At 48.7% G+C, this 16,831-nt stretch carries 11 protein-coding genes; 8 read left to right on the top strand and 3 right to left on the bottom strand.

The window, feature by feature from the left end:
- Window positions 1–216: 216 nt before the first annotated feature.
- Complete coding sequence (locus DXA93_RS08640) at window positions 217–687, bottom strand: hypothetical protein (RefSeq protein WP_117510709.1); 471 nt, start codon at window positions 685–687, stop codon at window positions 217–219.
- 459 nt (window positions 688–1,146) lie between these two features.
- Between DXA93_RS08640 and DXA93_RS08635 the strand changes: the two genes are divergently transcribed.
- The 5 genes from DXA93_RS08635 (at window position 1,147) to DXA93_RS08610 (ending at window position 8,160) form a co-directional block, all read left to right on the top strand.
- On the top strand, window positions 1,147–1,755 hold the full coding sequence (locus DXA93_RS08635) for a nucleoside recognition domain-containing protein (protein WP_055267272.1): 609 nt from the start codon (window positions 1,147–1,149) through the stop codon (window positions 1,753–1,755).
- A 133-nt stretch (window positions 1,756–1,888) separates the two neighbouring features.
- Complete coding sequence (locus DXA93_RS08630; protein WP_118666949.1) at window positions 1,889–2,593, top strand: ABC transporter ATP-binding protein; 705 nt, start codon at window positions 1,889–1,891, stop codon at window positions 2,591–2,593.
- Between the two features lie 7 nt (window positions 2,594–2,600).
- Window positions 2,601–4,487 carry a hypothetical protein gene (locus DXA93_RS08625; RefSeq protein WP_119208083.1) on the top strand — a complete coding sequence of 629 codons (1,887 nt, stop codon included), beginning with the start codon at window positions 2,601–2,603 and terminating at the stop codon, window positions 4,485–4,487.
- Window positions 4,442–6,772: an FtsX-like permease family protein gene (locus DXA93_RS19740; protein WP_330427307.1), complete on the top strand. Its 2,331-nt coding sequence runs from the start codon at window positions 4,442–4,444 to the stop codon at window positions 6,770–6,772. Before DXA93_RS08625 ends, DXA93_RS19740 begins: the two co-directional genes overlap by 46 nt.
- A 275-nt stretch (window positions 6,773–7,047) precedes the next feature.
- The gene (locus DXA93_RS08610; RefSeq protein WP_117762075.1) at window positions 7,048–8,160 is read left to right on the top strand and encodes a Gfo/Idh/MocA family protein; all 1,113 of its coding nucleotides are present in this window, start codon (window positions 7,048–7,050) and stop codon (window positions 8,158–8,160) included.
- Window position 8,161: 1 nt separating this feature from the next.
- On the opposite strand, the gene DXA93_RS08605 is transcribed toward DXA93_RS08610, so the two are convergent.
- Window positions 8,162–9,034 carry an AraC family transcriptional regulator gene (locus DXA93_RS08605; protein WP_117762074.1) on the bottom strand — a complete coding sequence of 291 codons (873 nt, stop codon included), beginning with the start codon at window positions 9,032–9,034 and terminating at the stop codon, window positions 8,162–8,164.
- A gap of 253 nt (window positions 9,035–9,287) precedes the next feature.
- On the opposite strand from DXA93_RS08605, the gene DXA93_RS08600 reads away from it, so the two are divergent.
- Together DXA93_RS08600 and DXA93_RS08595 are read left to right on the top strand one after the other, a co-directional pair.
- On the top strand, window positions 9,288–11,312 hold the full coding sequence (locus DXA93_RS08600; protein ID WP_117510719.1) for a right-handed parallel beta-helix repeat-containing protein: 2,025 nt from the start codon (window positions 9,288–9,290) through the stop codon (window positions 11,310–11,312).
- Between the two features lie 125 nt (window positions 11,313–11,437).
- Window positions 11,438–13,426 (top strand): right-handed parallel beta-helix repeat-containing protein, encoded by a 1,989-nt coding sequence (locus tag DXA93_RS08595; protein ID WP_118640839.1) that lies wholly within the window; start codon window positions 11,438–11,440, stop codon window positions 13,424–13,426.
- A gap of 86 nt (window positions 13,427–13,512) precedes the next feature.
- Here the strand turns inward: DXA93_RS08595 and DXA93_RS08590 are convergent, their stop codons facing one another.
- Window positions 13,513–14,709: a cation:proton antiporter gene (locus DXA93_RS08590; RefSeq protein WP_118700630.1), complete on the bottom strand. Its 1,197-nt coding sequence runs from the start codon at window positions 14,707–14,709 to the stop codon at window positions 13,513–13,515.
- A 257-nt stretch (window positions 14,710–14,966) separates the two neighbouring features.
- Here DXA93_RS08590 and DXA93_RS08585 point away from each other — a divergent pair, with 257 nt between their 5' ends.
- Window positions 14,967–16,805 carry a six-hairpin glycosidase gene (locus DXA93_RS08585; protein WP_119208076.1) on the top strand — a complete coding sequence of 613 codons (1,839 nt, stop codon included), beginning with the start codon at window positions 14,967–14,969 and terminating at the stop codon, window positions 16,803–16,805.
- Window positions 16,806–16,831 lie beyond the last annotated feature (26 nt).

Genomic DNA, 16,831 nt, shown 5'->3' with positions numbered 1-16,831 from the left:
TATCCCATGATTTTTCATCACAATAGGTTCTGTAATTACTACCTGAATTTATCGCTTTTTGTAATATTTCGGGATCAAGAGTTTCCCATGGAATCGAAACAGGAAAGTCCATATTTTATTTCCTCCAGGTGTCTGCTGATAAAATGATGTTGGAGGCAAAAAATATTTTGCCTCCCTTGTCATCCGATTGCTTTGCATGATATGCTTTGGCAATTCTTATTTTAATACTTTGATAGATACTTTTCCGCCAATTCCGGCCTGACACTGAACTTTTAAGATATCTCCGTCTTTTAAATCCAGATCCAGGTAACCATCACCAGTTTTAAACATGGCACCGGCTAAGGATTTTCCTATTTCGCCGACGGATATTTGTTCTGCGAGGCCGCTGCCTGCAGAAAATCCAATGATGGACCCCATCAGATTGACATTCCCTTTTTTGCTGTCTTTTGCCGGATCTATCATAGAAATACGATGAACGCCAGGAGTTAAGCTGATTTCATATGGAGTCTTAGATGCCTCATATAAAGTTCCTTCTTTTTCGTCATCAATAAAGATGCCTATTTTTGCTTTGGAATTCATCATTTTATTGTACTTGAGTGGATGAAACATTTTGTCCATGACGCTCATGGAAAGATCTTTTGCCATTCGATTGGAATCTTTTACTGTTAATACTAATCTTGCACTCATATTTTCCCTCCTGAAGTCAAGCGTTTCAAGTGATGCGCTTTTGTATTTTGGGTATCGGATTGTTGTTTTGGTATGGAATAGAATGATCCGATTCCGGCTAAAATTTGTGTTTATTATACTATTATTTGAAAAACTATATGAAATAGGCATAAAAATTAGACAAAAAATCAGATGAAAACATAAATTAAACTTTTAATGATTCCTATGATCCGATTTTTTTAAAAGAAAATTGATTTTATGGGAAAACAAAACTTATTTTGGAATGGAGAGAAGCGCAGGAGGCTGTGAACGACAGAACAAAAGAAAGAAATGACAGAAAACAGATACCGCGGTGGCAAAGCTGTTCACAAAGCTGGCGGGCGTGACAACGGCGTCTTATCTGTGGGTTGAAACAAAATATCATGAAAAACAGAAAAGAAGCATATCGTATAAAGATAACGGATGAACGCAGGTGAATCCATGAACAGACTCTGGAGCGGTATGCTTCTTCTTGGCATTGCCTACGGTGCTTTTTGCGGAAAACTGCCGGAGGTGACAGACGGTGCGCTGCGCGCTTCAAAAGAGGCAGTTGTGCTGGCAATTTCTCTTCTGGGTGTGACGGGCCTTTGGAGCGGGCTGATGGAGATTGCAAGGAAAGCGGGAATGATCGACAGCCTGGTAAAAAAGATGGGACCGGTCATGCGCTTTTTGTTTCCAAAGGTACCATCGGATCACCCGGCCATCCAATCGGCTGCCACAAATATGATCTGTAATGTATTCGGTCTTGGCGCAGCGGCAACGCCGCCGGGCCTTCTTGCCATGGAACAGTTCGAAGAGCTGGAAGAGGAACGGCGGAAAAACAAAAACCCGGCTGCTGTTCCGAAAGGCACTGCAAACCGGGAAATGTGCACCTTTCTGATTTTAAATATTTCTTCCCTGCAGCTGATACCGGTCAACGTGATTGCATACCGCAGCCAGTATGGCAGCGTGCATCCAACGGCCATTGTCGGACCGGCACTGGCAGCGACGGCAGCAAGCACGGTAGCGGCTGTTTTATTCTGCAAATGTATGGAAAAATGCAAAAGCTGAGAATGCGGTCTGCCCAGGAATATTTATAAAAAAACAGTAAATTCGCCTTCTTAGGACTAGCCGCCGCGGCAACGGCTTGGTACAATAAAAGAAATGAGGGATATTGAATTTTACATAGGAGGAACACAAGAGCATGGCAGGATATGTGAGTCTTCAGGATGTAACCAAGACATACAAAATGGGTGAAGTCACCATCAAGGCCGCGGATGGAATCAGTTTTGATGTGGAAAAAGGTGAGTTTGTGATCGTTGTCGGTCCGAGCGGTGCGGGCAAGACGACCGTTCTGAATATCTTAGGAGGCATGGACACGGCGACTTCCGGAAAGGTGCTGGTGGACGGCGCGGAAATCAGCAAATACCGCGGTAAGAAACTGATCCAGTACCGGCGGGAGGATATTGGATTTGTCTTTCAGTTTTATAATCTGATGCAGAATCTGACGGCACTTGAAAACGTGGAGCTGGCGATGCAGATCTGCCGGCATCCGCTGGATGCGTCGGAGGTGCTTGCGGAGGTTGGGCTGGAAGAGCGAAAGAATAACTTCCCGGCGCAGCTTTCCGGCGGAGAACAGCAGCGTGTGGCGATTGCGCGTGCGCTGGCAAAGAATCCGAAACTGCTGCTCTGCGATGAACCGACCGGAGCGCTCGATTACGTGACGGGAAAAGCGATCTTAAAACTGCTGCAGGATACCTGCCGGGAAAAGGGGATGACGGTCATTGTCATCACTCACAACTCGGCGCTGACACCGATGGCGGACCGCGTGATTAAAATCCGAAACGGAAAAGTGGCGGGAATGAAAACAAATGAGAACCCGACGCCGGTGGAAGAGATAGAATGGTAGGTGGACGATGAGAGCATTTCGAAAAGACTTTATCCGGGAAATCACAAAGAACAAGGGGCGGTTTCTGTCAGTCTTTTTCATCGTGCTTCTTGGCGCGGCGTTTTTCTCGGGCATTCGGTCGGCGGAAGGAGATATGAAGGTTTCGGCGGACCGGTATTATGATGAAGTAAATTATATGGATTTGAAAGTCCTTGGAACGCTGGGGCTGACAGACGATGATCTGGCGGATATCGCGAAGACGGATGGCGTGAAAGCGGTCTACGGCGGAAAAACGGTGGAAGTGCTGCATGACATCGGCGAGAGCGAGCAGGTTGTGAAGCTGATTGCGCTGACGGACGGTGTGAATGAGCCGCGCGTGGTCGAGGGACGGATGCCGGAGAAAGAGGATGAAATTCTTGTTGATACGCAGTTTCTGAAAAGTTCCGGCTGTGAGATCGGAGATCAGGTAACGTTCACTTCCGGAACGGAGGATCCGCTCTCAGATTCGCTGACCGGGGACACGTTTACGATTGTTGGTTCGGCGACACTCCCTTATTATATGGATCTGAACCGGGGAACGGGCTCGATTGGAAACGGAAGCATCAACAGTTTTGCACTGCTGCTTCCGGAGACATTTACCTCGGATCTCTATACAGAGATTTACGTCCAGGCGGACGGCGCACAGGAAGAGGCGAGCTACAGCGATGCGTATGATGAGACGGTGAAGGCTGTACAGACGAAGATTGAAGCGCTCGAGGATGCGGCGTGCGACCGGCGGTATACGGCAGTCAAAACCGAAGGACAGGAAAAGATTGATGATGCAAAACAGCAGGTCGCTGATGCAGAGCAGAAATTAGCGGACGCAAAAACAGAGCTGGATGACGGTGCACAGCAGCTTGCCGACGCGAAAGTGACGATTGCGGACAAAGAGCAGGAACTTCTCGACGGCGAACAGACGTTAAAGGACAAAGAACAGGAGCTTCTTGACGGAAAGCAGACGATTGCTGAGAAAGAACAGGAACTCCTTGACGGAAAACAGACCATTGCAGACAAAGAGCAGGAACTTCTCAGTGCGAAAGCAACCATCGCCGATAAAGAGCAGGAACTGGCATCCGGCAAGGCAACGCTGAAAGATAAAGAGGCGGAACTTGCGAGCGGAAAAGCGACGCTGGAAGCAAAGGCGGCAGAGCTGGAAAGCGGAAAAGCGGAGCTGAATCAGAAAGCCGATGAACTTGCAAGTGGAAAAACCACACTTGAGGCAAAAGCGAAAGAACTTTCCGACGGAAAAGCACAGCTTGCAGAGAAAGAAACAGAACTGGCATCCGGCAAAAAAGAGTTAGAGGAAAAAATGACGCAGCTTTCGGTGGCAAAAACCGAACTGACTCGGAAGCAGACGGAGCTGAATACTGCAAAAGAGCAGCTTTCCAAAAAAGAAACGGAATTGAATATTGCAAAGGAACAGCTTTCCGCTGCACGCGAGGAACTGGACAACAAGAAAGCAGAAACCGCTGCAGGACGCACACAGTATGAAGCGCAGAAGGCAGCGTATGAAGAACAGAAGAGTCAGTATGAGACAGCCAGGGATCAGTTAGCCCAGATTTCCAGGCAGCTTCCGATGGTGGAGGCTGCGCAGACAGAAGTGACTGGTCAGATCGAGGTGATTGAGGCTCAGCTTGACGGACTGACAGAGGAAGATGAAGCATATGTATCCCTGTTGGAACAGAAAACTGCGCTGGAAGCAAAACAGACAGAGTTAGCACAGCAGCTTTTCACGATGCAGGAGCAGAAAACATTTCTGGAACAAAACATCGCAGCGTTTGAAGCAGCAAGCGCTGATGCGGAAGCCCGGCTTGCGGCTGCAGAGCTCAGATTACCGACGCAGAAAGTCAGCTTGCCGCTGCAGATGCACAATTAACAGAAAAAGAGCAGGAATGCGCCGCAGGCGAGGCACAGATTGCTTCTGCAAAAGAAGAACTGGAAAGCGGCGAAGCTCAGATTACAGAGGCTCTTGCCCAGCTTCAGGATGGAGAAGCACAGGCAGAAGCTTATCAGAAACAGATTGAGGATGGCGAAGCCCAGCTTGCATCCGCCAAAGCAGCGATTGCCGACGGAGAAGCTCAGATTGAGACGAACCGCAGTAAATTAAAAGACGGAGAAACTCAGCTTGCGGCTGCCAGAGCCCAGCTTGCTGATGGGGAACAGCAGATTGCATCGTACCGACAGACGATTCAGTCGGGTGAGGCCCAGCTTGCCGCTGCAAAGCAGACAATTTCCAGTGGAGAAAGTCAGCTCGCCGACGCGAAACAGACGATCGCCGATGGCGAAACCCAGTTAGCAGAAGCAAAGCAGACGATCGCCGATGGAGAAAGTCAGCTCGCCGAAGCCAAGCAGACGATTGCCGACGGAGAAACCCAGCTTGCCGACGCGAAACAGGAAATCGCCAACGGAAAAATCTCCCTTGCGGATGCGAAACAGGAAATTGCCGATAAAGAAAAGGAACTTGAGGACGGCAAAGCCGAATATGAAAAAGCAAAAGCCGACGCCGAACCAGAAATCGCGGATGCGAAGCAGGAAATTGCGGACGGTGAGAAAACACTCGCAGACCTGAAAAAACCAACGTGGTACGTCTGGGGACGGAATAAGGTAACGTCAACTGAGAGCTTCGGTCAGGATGCCGGCCGTATCTCGAATATCGGAAAATTCTTCCCGGTTATCTTCTTCCTCGTGGCTGCTCTCGTCAGCCTGACGACGATGACACGAATGATCGAGGAACAGCGTCAGCAGATCGGAACGTTAAAAGCCCTCGGCTATTCCGACGGCGTGATCGCCTTTAAATATTTCGCATACGCGATGCTCTCCACCGTATCCGGCGCTCTCGCGGGCGTGGTGGTTGGAGAAAAAATCCTGCCCTGGGTTATTATGAATGCCTACGGCATGCTGTATACCGGACTCCCGTATTACATGACCCCGCTGAACTGGGAGCAGGGAGGCCTTGCGATTCTGGCGAGTGCAGCCTGCACCGGCGTGGCGACGATCGCGGCATGCTACAAAGAACTCGCCGCAGGTCCGGCAGAGCTGATGCGGCCGGAAGCACCGAAAAACGGCAAACGGATTTTCCTGGAACGCATCGGCGTACTCTGGAAACATCTGAACTTTACGCAGAAATCAACCGTGCGGAATCTGGTGCGGTATAAAAAACGATTCTTCATGACCGTTATCGGAATCGGCGGATGCATGGGTCTGATCCTCGTCGGTTTCGGCCTTCAGGATTCCATCACCGCGATTGCGAAAAACCAGTTCGTCAGCCTCTTCACCTATCAGGCGAATGCTGTGCTGAATTCAGATGTGGATGAATCCGAAAAAGAAGCATTGCAGACCGATCTGGAAAACTACAGCGGCATCGATGAGCTGCTGGAAATGTACTGCCAGAACATCGAACTGCAGACCGACAAAAAGACCGTGGATGCAGTGCTTGAAGTGCCGAAAGAACTGACGAATTTCAATGACTTCTATGCCTTCCGAGACCGGAAAAGCGGAGAAGTTTACGAATTCCCGACCGACGGCGGCGCAGCCATCAGCGAAAAGACAGCAACGATGCTCGGCGTAAAAGCAGGCGACACGGTTCAGCTGAAAAAAGGCGATGATATTGTGGACGTAAAGATTTCGATCATCGTCGAAAACTACGTGCGCCATTACCTGTATTTGGCCCCGGATCTCTACGAGGAGCTGTTCGGCGGAGCGCCGGACTACAACCAGCTTCTGATGAAATATCAGGACATGTCGGGCAATTATGAGACAGCACTCGGAGAAAAAATCATGACGTACGACGGTGTAGCGGCAATCTCGTTCACATCCGACCTGATTGATCAGATTGACAACATGCTTCGTTCCCTCGACATCGTCATCGTGGTGCTGATCGTATCGGCGGGCCTGTTGGCGTTTGTGGTGCTGTACAACCTGAACAACATCAACATCACCGAACGACAGAGAGAGCTGGCAACGCTGAAAGTGCTCGGCTTCTTCGACGGCGAGGTGGCATCGTACGTGTACCGGGAAAACATGGTGCTGACACTGTTCGGCGTTATCGCGGGCATGGGAATTGGAACGTTTTTACATCATTGCGTAATTCAGACCGTCGAGGTCGATATGATGATGTTCGGACGAAACGTGTTCCCGCGGAGCTACGGCTGGAGCGCCTGATTACCCTGGCGTTTGCTCTGTTCGTCAATTTTATGATGTTCTACCGGTTAAGAAAAATTGATATGATTGAATCGCTGAAAAGCGTGGAGTAAACAACAGAAAAAGGCCGTCCGCGGTGATGCAGAGAATCTGCAGAAACCGTGGGTGGTTTTTTCATTTTGAAAGTGAAATATGAGCCGGAATGCTTGTTTTTTCAGACATTTCGTTGTATAAAAAAAATAAGGGTTTTTATTAGAACAGAATCAAAAAACAAAGAGTAAAGGGGATTTTTACAAATGGGAACAACAGAAACGAAAAAAATGAGAGTCGGCGTTGTCGGCTGCGGAGCGATCAGTGATATTTATCTGACGAACATGATTCATAACTTTGAGAATCTTGAGGTAGCAGCATGCTGCGCAGGCCATCTTGAACATGCGAAAAAGAAAGCAGAGCAGTATGGCATCAAGGGCTGTACCTACGAGGAAATTCTGGCAGATCCGTCGATTGAAATGGTAGTCATTCTGACACCGGCACCGACCCACGAGGGGCTGATCCGTCAGGCACTGGAAGCCGGAAAACACGTTTACACTGAAAAAACAATGACCCTCGCACCGGAAACGGCAGCGAAACTGATCGAGCTGGCAGAGGAGAAACATCTCTATCTCGGTTCCGCACCGGACACCTTCCTTGGATCGGCACTGCAGACCGCAAGAAAAGCGATCGACGACGGGCTGATCGGCGAGGTGACATCTTTCGAAGCATGCGCAAACCGCGATCTTGATTTGCTGGCGAGCATCTTCCGTTTTCTGCGGATGCCGGGCGGCGGTATCTGCTACGATTTCGGTGTTTATTATCTGACGGCAATTGTGAGTCTTTTTGGTCCGGTGGATCGCGTTGTATCGTCCGTGCGAAACCTTGCGGCGAAGCGTGTGAACATCATTCCGGGCAGCCCGGAATACGGACAGGAATTTGACTATACAAACGAAAGTCAGGTCTTTACCATTCTGGAAATGAAAAACGGTGTGACCGGTACATTCTGCGTCAATGGTGACAGCGTCATCAATGATCAGGCGGTATTCACCATTTACGGTAAAAAAGGTATCTTAAAGCTTGTTGATCCGAACAATTTCGGCGGCGATGTTGTCTATATTCCGGGTGTAAAAGACTGGACACAGCAGACTGTTCCGGAAGTTTTACATTATGGCTTTGATTACAGCGAAAACAGCCGTGGTCTTGGCCCGTCTGAGATGGCAGAAGCAATTGCCGAGGGCAGACCAAACCGTGCGAGTGCCAAAATGGCATATCACGTACTCGATACGATCGATCAGATTATGAAGAGTGCGGAAACGGGTGCATTTGAGAAGGTTCCATCCACCTGCGAAAGACCAGAGGCCATGCCGAATTCATAGCCTATTTCTGATAGGATTGCAGGTACATCTGACGGAAGTCGGTAGGGCTTACATTTTTTGATTTCAAAAAGACTCTGTTAAACGTAGAAATACTGTTAAAACCGGATTCGAGCGACACTTCGGTGATCGTGAGATCCGGTTTTTTTAACAGGTTTTCGGCGATATGGAGCCGTTCCCTGGTGACAAAATCCGTGAAGGAGAGACCGGTGTATGCGCGGAACAGCTTGGAAAAATGGCAGCGGGAGAATCCGGCGACCTTTGATGCTTCTTCCAGGGAAACCGGTTCGGTGCAGTGACTCGAGATCCAGGTACATGCAGCAATCATCTGGCGGTGTACCTGTGCGGAATGGCCTGTTTTTTGCGGTGTGGCAGTTTCGGTCGGCACGGAGAGATTTTCGCCGAGCAGAATAAAAAACTGATACAGCAGAACGCATCCGCGCAGCTCGGAAAAACTGATACCGGAGAGGGAGAGCCTGCGCAGTTCTGTCAGAAATCCGCGGAGCTTTTCGATTTCCGGGAAGTTGTTCTGATTCAGAAGACGGATCTGATAAAAAAGATAAGCAACAGACTGGAAATCCACGCGTTTTTCCAGAAAATCTGCATCGAGCTGAAGCATGATCAGGCGATGTTCTTTGTTGGTTGTGGAAACAGCGTGCAGCTCGCCGGGCCAGATAAAAAGAAGATCACCGGGCTTTAGCGGAAAGGTTTCTCCATTTACTTCATAGATAATGCCGTTATCCTGTGCAAGCACAATTTCGATATAGTGATGCCAGTGCAGACCGAAATAGGCGGGGACATGCGAAATAGAGATATCGTAAACATAGCTGTTAGCAAAATGATTGTTTTCGAAAAAAGAAGTCGAATCGTTTTTCATGGCAAAAGAATCCTCCGTATCTGATAAACGGTATTATACAACAGAAGAGAGAAAAAATATAGAAAAAATCGAAACATCTGGGCAATGATCGGCAATATATAAGTAGTGTTTTACGAGGATCTGTATTATGGTTAAGATATGAAAATTGTGAAGAACGGCAGAAATTGAAAAAAGAGTGATGCGGTTTTGGCGAAAATTCACAAAAAAACAATAAAAATTTATGAAAAGTGAAGAAGTGGGAGGTAAGCAAAAAATGCAGATTTATGTAGATGGAAATGCTGTGCGAAGCGGAAATGGGCAGAAGGAATATCCATTTCAGACGATTTCCGAGGCGGCAAAAATTGCAATGCCCGGCGACGAGGTGCTTGTAGCGCCTGGCGTATATCGGGAATATGTAGATCCGGCGAATGCGGGATGTGAGGATGCAAGAATTGTGTACCGTTCTGTGGAACCGGGAAAAGCTGTGATTACCGGTGCGGAAATTGTGGATAACTGGGAGCATTTGGAAGGTGATGTGTGGACAGCGCGCGTTTCGAACGGATTGTTTGGGGATTACAATCCATATACGACACTGGTCAGCGGTGACTGGTTTATCGCATCCTACACGGCACACACCGGAGAAGTGTATCTGAATGGAAAATCTATGTATGAGGTGACAAGTCTGGATCAGGTGAAAAAGCCGGAGATCTATAAAAAATCCTGGGATCAGGCATTCACGGTTTACACCTGGTATGTGGAGCAGGACGAAGAGAAGAATGAGACCGTTTTCTATGTGAATTTCCAGGGGAAAAACCCGAATGAGGAAACGGTGGAAATTAATGTGCGCGAGAATTGCTTTTATCCATCGAAGGAGGGCATTGGTTATATCACGCTGTCCGGCTTTGTTGTAAAACAGGCGGCAACCCAGTGGGCTCCGCCGACGGCATATCAGGAAGGAATGGTCGGCCCGCACTGGTCAAAGGGATGGATCATCGAGGATTGTGAGATTTCAGATTCGAAGTGCTCGGGCATTTCACTTGGAAAATACAGACAGCCGAACAATGACAATAAATGGCTCAAATGGAAATTCAAAGATGGCACACAGACGGAGCGTGACTGTATCTGCCAGGCGCAGCGGGAGGGATGGACAAAGGAAAACATCGGAAGCCACATCATCCGCCGGTGCAACATCCATGACTGTGGACAGACGGGTATTGTAGGCCACTTAGGTGGTGTGTTCTCGATCATTGAGGATAACCACATTCACCATATCAATAATAAACAGAACCTTGCGGGTGCGGAGATCGGCGGCATCAAGATGCATGCAGCAATCGATGTGATCATTCGAAGAAACCATTTCCATCACTGTACGAGAGGCCTCTGGCTCGACTGGCAGGCACAGGGCACACGTGTTACGCAGAACCTGTTCCATGACAATACGCTGCCGAACGAGGAAAATGCAAATCCAGAAGGTATGGACGGTATCGGCGAGGATATCTTTATTGAAATTTCCCACGGACCGACACTGGTGGACAATAACGTACTGCTTTCGGACCGCGCGATGAAGCTGGCAACGCAGGGTGTTGCGGTAGTACATAACCTGATCGCGGGATCGTTTACTGCTGTCGGCCGCGGTGTCAACAATGGCTCCGAAAAGCTGCCGTCGCCACGCTACACACCGTACCATGTGCCGCATCGCACGGAGATCAACGGATTTATGACGGTTCTTCACGGTGACTGCCGGTTCTACAATAATATCTTCATCCAGAAGCCGGTTCGTGCGGGAATGGAAGAAATCCGTAAACTGACCGGAGATAATGAGTGGGATGACGGAAATCTGACAGCAGGAACCGCACCGTACAGCGGATATCCGACATTGGAGGAGTACGTGGCAAGATTTGAGGGCTACTGCGGAATGGGCTCCGGAAAGTCACCGGATCTGTATTACGAGAAGCTGCCGGTATGGCTTGGCGGCAACGTTTACTTCAATGGGGCGAAGCCGGCAGAGCAGGAACAGGACGCTGTAGTGGATACCGAGCATGAAATCACCATCGGTGTAAAAGAAGAGAACGGAAAATGGAAACTGGAGACCAATGTTTACGATTATCTGCCGCAGAATGCCTGTGCAGTGATCTCAACGGAGACGCTTGGCATGGCATTTGAGCCGGAACAGAAATATGAGAATCCGGATGGAACGCCGATCGTGTTCCGATATGACTACTTCGGAAACCGTCAGGGCATTCATCCGCTGCCGGGCCCGTTTGCATCAAAAGAGGCTGCGGAAGAAGCATTATCATAAAGAAATTCTATAGACCCGCAAAAAAATAGCGTAAAAAATTCAGCGCCGCAGAGAGTGAATGATTGCGTCACAGCCTTTTTTGCAGTGTTTTCGGGTTTTACTATAACAAAAAGGAGTATAGAGAAATGATTTACTATGTCAATAATTCCGCTCCGAAGAATGGAAACGGAACAAAAGAGATGCCGTTCAAGTTCATCAACGATGCGGCAAAAATTGCAAAGGCAGGAGATGAAGTTCTGGTTGCACCTGGTATTTACCATGAATATGTTGATCCGGTCAACGGCGGAACCGAGGATGCGAGAATCGTCTATAAGAGTGAGAAGCCGCTCGGCGCAAAGATCACCGGTGCGGAAACGATGAATGACTGGGAGCATTACAAAGATAATGTGTGGGTATGCCGTGTAGACAACGGAGTTTTTGGCAATTATAACCCATACACGACAATGGTCGGCGGTGACTGGTATTTTGCACCGGTGGTACGCCATACCGGCGCGGTTTATCTGAATGACCGCCAGTTATACGAGACAGAGACGCTCGAGGAGTGTATCAAGGGCGAGGTTTATGCGCCGTCCTGGGAGCCGGAGTGGTCGGTTTACAAATGGTATACCGAGCAGGACAAAGAGAAAAATCAGACGGTCATCTACGCAAACTTCCAGGGTAAAAACCCGACGGAGGAAAAAGTAGAAATCAACGTGCGCCGGAACTGCTTTATGCCGTCGAAAACAGGCGTAAATTACATTACGTTCAGTGGATTTGATGTCAGCAAGGCAGCAACGACATGGGCGCCGCCGGCTGCTTATCAGGATGGTATGATCGGTCCGCACTGGTCGAAGGGATGGATTATTGAGGACTGTGAGGTCAGCAACAGCAAGTGCTGCGGTATTTCGCTCGGAAAATATTACGATCCGGAGAACGACCATTACTTTACCAGAAAACACGTAAAAAGCCCGACCCAGATGGAGCGTGATGCTGTGTGCCGCGGCCAGTATCACGGCTGGACGAAGGAGAACATCGGAAGCCATATCATCCGCCGCTGCCACATCCATCACTGTGAGCAGACCGGTATTGTCGGACGGATGGGCGGTGTGTTCAGTATTATCGAGGACAACCACATTCACAACATCAACAATATGCAGCAGCTTGGCGGAGCCGAGATTTCCGGTATCAAGATGCATGCAGCGATCGATGTTGTGATGAGAAGAAATCATATTCATCATTGCACGATGGGCATCTGGTGCGACTGGGAGGCACAGGGAACACGCCTGACCCAGAACCTGCTGCACGACAACTGCCCGCCGGAGGGAACACCAAAGGCAGAGGGCGCAATGATGAGTCAGGATATTTTCATCGAGGTTGGCCATGGTCCGACACTGATCGATAACAACATTATGCTCTCACCGGTCAGCGTTCGTATGGCGACCGATGGTATTGCCTGCGTACACAATCTGATGCTTGGCTCATTAACTGCAGTTGGCGGCGGAACAGGAGACCGTTACACGCCGTATCACATCCGTCACCGTACCGAGGTTGCCGGATTCATGACATTCCTGCATGGCGATGACCGGTTCTACAACAACATCTTTATCCAGAATTACCCGGTTGAGGAAACAGAAACGGTTGAGGACATGGGCTTCAAGATGGAGGATAACCAGGAGGTCGGAACGCATGTGTTCGACGAGTATCCGACCTATGACGAGTGGATCAGCCACTTTGAGCTGGATAAACCGGCCGACATGAGCAAGCTGGAGCCGTATCACAACAAGTGCCATCTGCCGGTTTGGGTAAACGGAAACGCTTACTTTAACGGAGCAAAGGCGTGTGTGAATGAAAAAGAGAATCTTATGGATAACGAGAACCAGGTTAAGGTGGAACTTGTGGAAAAAGACGGCCACTATTCCATCAAGACGAACGTGTATGAGTTCCTGAAGGATTTCCGGACGGGAATTATCAACAGTGATATTTTAGGATACGCCTTCGAGCCGGAGCAGAGATTCGAAGATCCGGACGGAAGCACGATTATCTTCGATCAGGACTATCTTGGCGAGCACCGCGGCGTGGCAGCAATGCCGGGACCGTTTGCGGATGGAGCTGAGGCAGAGAAGATTCTGTGGTAGAAAAAATCAGAACTTACCGGTTGATATGAAAAAAACAGGGCGCTGTGCAGGAAATGGCACAGCGCCCTGTTTTGGTAAAAGGAAAGTCAGGATGCCTTTGCAGAATCTTTTGCCGTCGGCATTTTCTCGTATAAGATTTTCAGCATAATCGGTGTTGCAATACTCGAGAAAAGAATCAGCAGAATCACGGCACTGAAGAAATCGCCGGATAAAAAGCCTGCATTCAGACCCTTTTGCGCAACGATCAGACAGACTTCACCACGGGTCATCATACCGACACCGATTTTCAGGCTGTCGCCCCAGGTAAAGCCGCATCCCTTTGACATCAGGCCACAGCCGATAATTTTTGCGGCAAGGCCGACGATGACGAAACAGATGGCAAAGAGTACGAATTTCTCGTTCATGCCGCTGAGCGTTGTTTTGAGTCCGATACTTGCAAAGAAAATCGGTCCGAAAATCATATAGGAGCTGATATCCATTTTTTCTTCGATGTAATCGGAAGAATCGAGGGAACACAGGATAACGCCCGCAACGTATGCACCGGTAATATCGGCGATGCCGAAATATTTTTCGGAAATGTAGGACAGTCCGAAGCAGAGTGCAAGACCCAGAATCGGGAGACGGCGGGTGTGCGGAAATATGGAGTTCATGCGGTTGAACAGCTTAAAGCAGAGAAAACCGAGCACAATCGCAAGGGCAAAAAACAGAATGGTGGAGGCTGCTACTTTCAGCGGATTGGATGTCGGATCTTTAAAACCGATGACAACAGTCAGCACAATGATACCAATGACATCGTCGATGATGGCTGCATTTAAGATGGTTGTTCCAACCTCTGTTTTCAGCTTGCCGAGTTCTTTCAAGGCCTGTACGGTGATGCTGACCGATGTCGCAGTCAGAATAACACCGATAAAAACAGCGTGGTAAAATTCTTCCGTTCCGACAGCAGAGAAGCCATAAAAGCTCATGTATAAGATGGCTCCAAGAACGAGAGGAACAAAAACACCGGCACAGGCGATCAGCAGGGATTTCACTCCGGTGCGGAGCAGATCCTTCAGGCTGGTGCCAAGACCTGCGGAGAACATCAGCAAAATGACACCGATCTCCGCCATCTGTGCGAGAAAGTCAGATTGCTGAACGAGTCCCAGCACACTGGGTCCAAGGACAATACCGGCAATCAGCTCGCCCACAACCTGCGGAGCCTTGCATTTTCTGGCAAGAATACCAAACAATTTTGCGAATACGATAATGATTGCCAGGTCTTTTAAAATGACATACGTATCCATGAAAAAGATACCCCCTTTTATGAAGTTTATGTATGTGTCGGCAGCTTGAAAGAGCAATGCCGGAGTTTGATACGCATACATTTTCAGTATAACAAAAATTGAGAAAAAATACTATCGGCAAGAAAGAAAAAATAAAGTAAAACGGAAAAAGAGATATAGAAAAGAGCATGTAGATATAGTATGATCAAAGCAGCAAATAAATTTTACATGGAGTTCAAAAAGCGGGATCAAAGAAAAAACGAAAGGGGAAATAAAAAATGAGAGTTGGGAACGTGAAAGAAATTGTATTTTCCAAAGATCCAAAACAGATGAACTGGCTGCGGGAGGATTTCCCATACGCCGAGGTGAAATGCCCGCCGGAGTTTTCGGCTGAGGTGCAGAATGAGAAAGACGGAGATGTGCTGACAACGAAGATTGTGGTTTCTTACAACGGTGCGCATCCGTATTTTACAAATGCCGGAAGTATTGGGGTTTCATTTCCGTTGCAGGACCGCTACACGGACAGTGTGACCTGCCGTGACTATCGGTGTCATGCACATGTTTTCTGTGGGGAGAATACCAGTTATATTATGGCGCTCCGCATGGGCGGTGCGGCTCCGCATCTGGGAATGGTGCTCACAAAAGGCAGTCTTTCTGCTTACAGTATTGAGCGCGATCTGAAACTGCAGAGCAATGACAGAGGCTGCTTCTGGCTGCACCCGTCCGCACAGGAATTTGCGCCGGGAGACACGATGACGCTGGAGTGGAAAGTATTTCCGCATCAGGGACGCGAAGATTTCCGGGAGAAATTAAGAGCATTTTCCCAGGTGATTCTGGTGGATGCGGAGCAGTATGTGATTTATCCGGGAGAGACGAGTAAGGTAACCATTGAACCGGTATTTCCGGCGGAAAAAGTGACGGTAAACGGAGTATCGCTGGAAAAGACGGAAAAAGGTGTTTATGAATATCTGTTTGAAAATGAAAAAACAGGGGAGTATGTACTTTCAATTTGTGCCGATGAGGTGAAAACTATTTGCCGTCTTCTCGTACAGGAGCGGCCGGAAACACTGGCTGCAAAACGGTGTGCGTTTATTGTCGATCACCAGCAGTATCATGGAAAGATCAAAGAACTGCAGGGTGCCTATCTGCCGTATGATAACGAAGAAAAAATTCTCGTCTGCACGCCGGAAAACGATTTCAATGCCGGACGGGAGCGTACCGGTATGGGTGTGCTGATTGCACGGGCACTGCAGCAGAATCTTTTAAAAGACCGGGAAAAAGCGGAGCAAAGCCTTCGTGAGTACCATGCATTCTATCTTCGCGAGCTGGTAAATGCAGCAACAGGTCTTGTTTGCAACTGCTCAGGAAAAGACAACAGCTATTTCCGGCTTTACAACTACCCATGGGCAGTGACATTCTTTCTTGAATGCTGGAAGCTGTGGGGAGAAAAAGAAGATTTGAAGACAGCAGTTCATATCACAGAGAAATTTTATGAACAGGATGGATTCCGTTTTTATCCGATTGAAATGCCGATTGTGATGCTCTGTCAAGAGCTGGAAAAAGCAGGAGAACAGGAGGATCTGAAAACAGTAAGAGATCTGTTCCGACGTCATGCTGATCAACTGATTGAGATTGGAACGGCTTATCCGGCTTCGGAAGTAAATTACGAGCAATCGATCGTACAGCCGGCGGCTGAAGTCATTCTTCAGGTTTATGAAGTGACCGGGGAAGAAAAATACCTGCGCGGAGCCGAGCAGCAGATCGCCGTCCTCGAACTCTTCGACGGCCAGCAGCCGGACTACCATCTGCATGAAATTGCAATCCGTCATTGGGACGGCTACTGGTTCGGAAAACGCAGAGTCTTCGGAGACACTTTCCCGCACTACTGGAGTGCAGAAAACGGTCGAACCTTCAAGCGCTACGCCCGCCTGACCGGAAACGAAGAATATAATATTCGCGGTGAGCATTCCCTGCGCGGCGTGCTGTCCATGTTCTTTGAGGATGGAACAGCGACCTGTGCGTACCTGTATCCGTATTCCGTCAACGGCCAGAAAACCGATTTTGCCGATCCGTATGCCAATGACCAGGATTGGGGTCTGTGCATGAATCTGGAATAAAACCAGAACCGGACAAAGGAGTTGTG

The organism is Blautia sp. OF09-25XD, from assembly GCF_003482095.1.
GTDB lineage: Bacteria > Bacillota > Clostridia > Lachnospirales > Lachnospiraceae > Fusicatenibacter > Fusicatenibacter saccharivorans.
The sequence above is the reverse complement of the archived record's forward strand: the minus strand, read 5'-3'. Positions and strand labels throughout refer to the sequence as shown.

Coding starts and splice junctions, on each gene's coding strand:
- DXA93_RS08630 (WP_118666949.1), top strand. CDS start 1,889: ATGGCAGGATATGTGAGTCTTCAGGATGTAACCAAGACATACAAAATG.
- DXA93_RS08610 (WP_117762075.1), top strand. CDS start 7,048: ATGGGAACAACAGAAACGAAAAAAATGAGAGTCGGCGTTGTCGGCTGC.
- DXA93_RS08625 (WP_119208083.1), top strand. CDS start 2,601: ATGAGAGCATTTCGAAAAGACTTTATCCGGGAAATCACAAAGAACAAG.
- DXA93_RS08640 (WP_117510709.1), bottom strand. CDS start 687: ATGAGTGCAAGATTAGTATTAACAGTAAAAGATTCCAATCGAATGGCA.
- DXA93_RS08595 (WP_118640839.1), top strand. CDS start 11,438: ATGATTTACTATGTCAATAATTCCGCTCCGAAGAATGGAAACGGAACA.
- DXA93_RS08585 (WP_119208076.1), top strand. CDS start 14,967: ATGAGAGTTGGGAACGTGAAAGAAATTGTATTTTCCAAAGATCCAAAA.
- DXA93_RS08635 (WP_055267272.1), top strand. CDS start 1,147: ATGAACAGACTCTGGAGCGGTATGCTTCTTCTTGGCATTGCCTACGGT.
- DXA93_RS08600 (WP_117510719.1), top strand. CDS start 9,288: ATGCAGATTTATGTAGATGGAAATGCTGTGCGAAGCGGAAATGGGCAG.
- DXA93_RS08605 (WP_117762074.1), bottom strand. CDS start 9,034: ATGAAAAACGATTCGACTTCTTTTTTCGAAAACAATCATTTTGCTAAC.
- DXA93_RS08590 (WP_118700630.1), bottom strand. CDS start 14,709: ATGGATACGTATGTCATTTTAAAAGACCTGGCAATCATTATCGTATTC.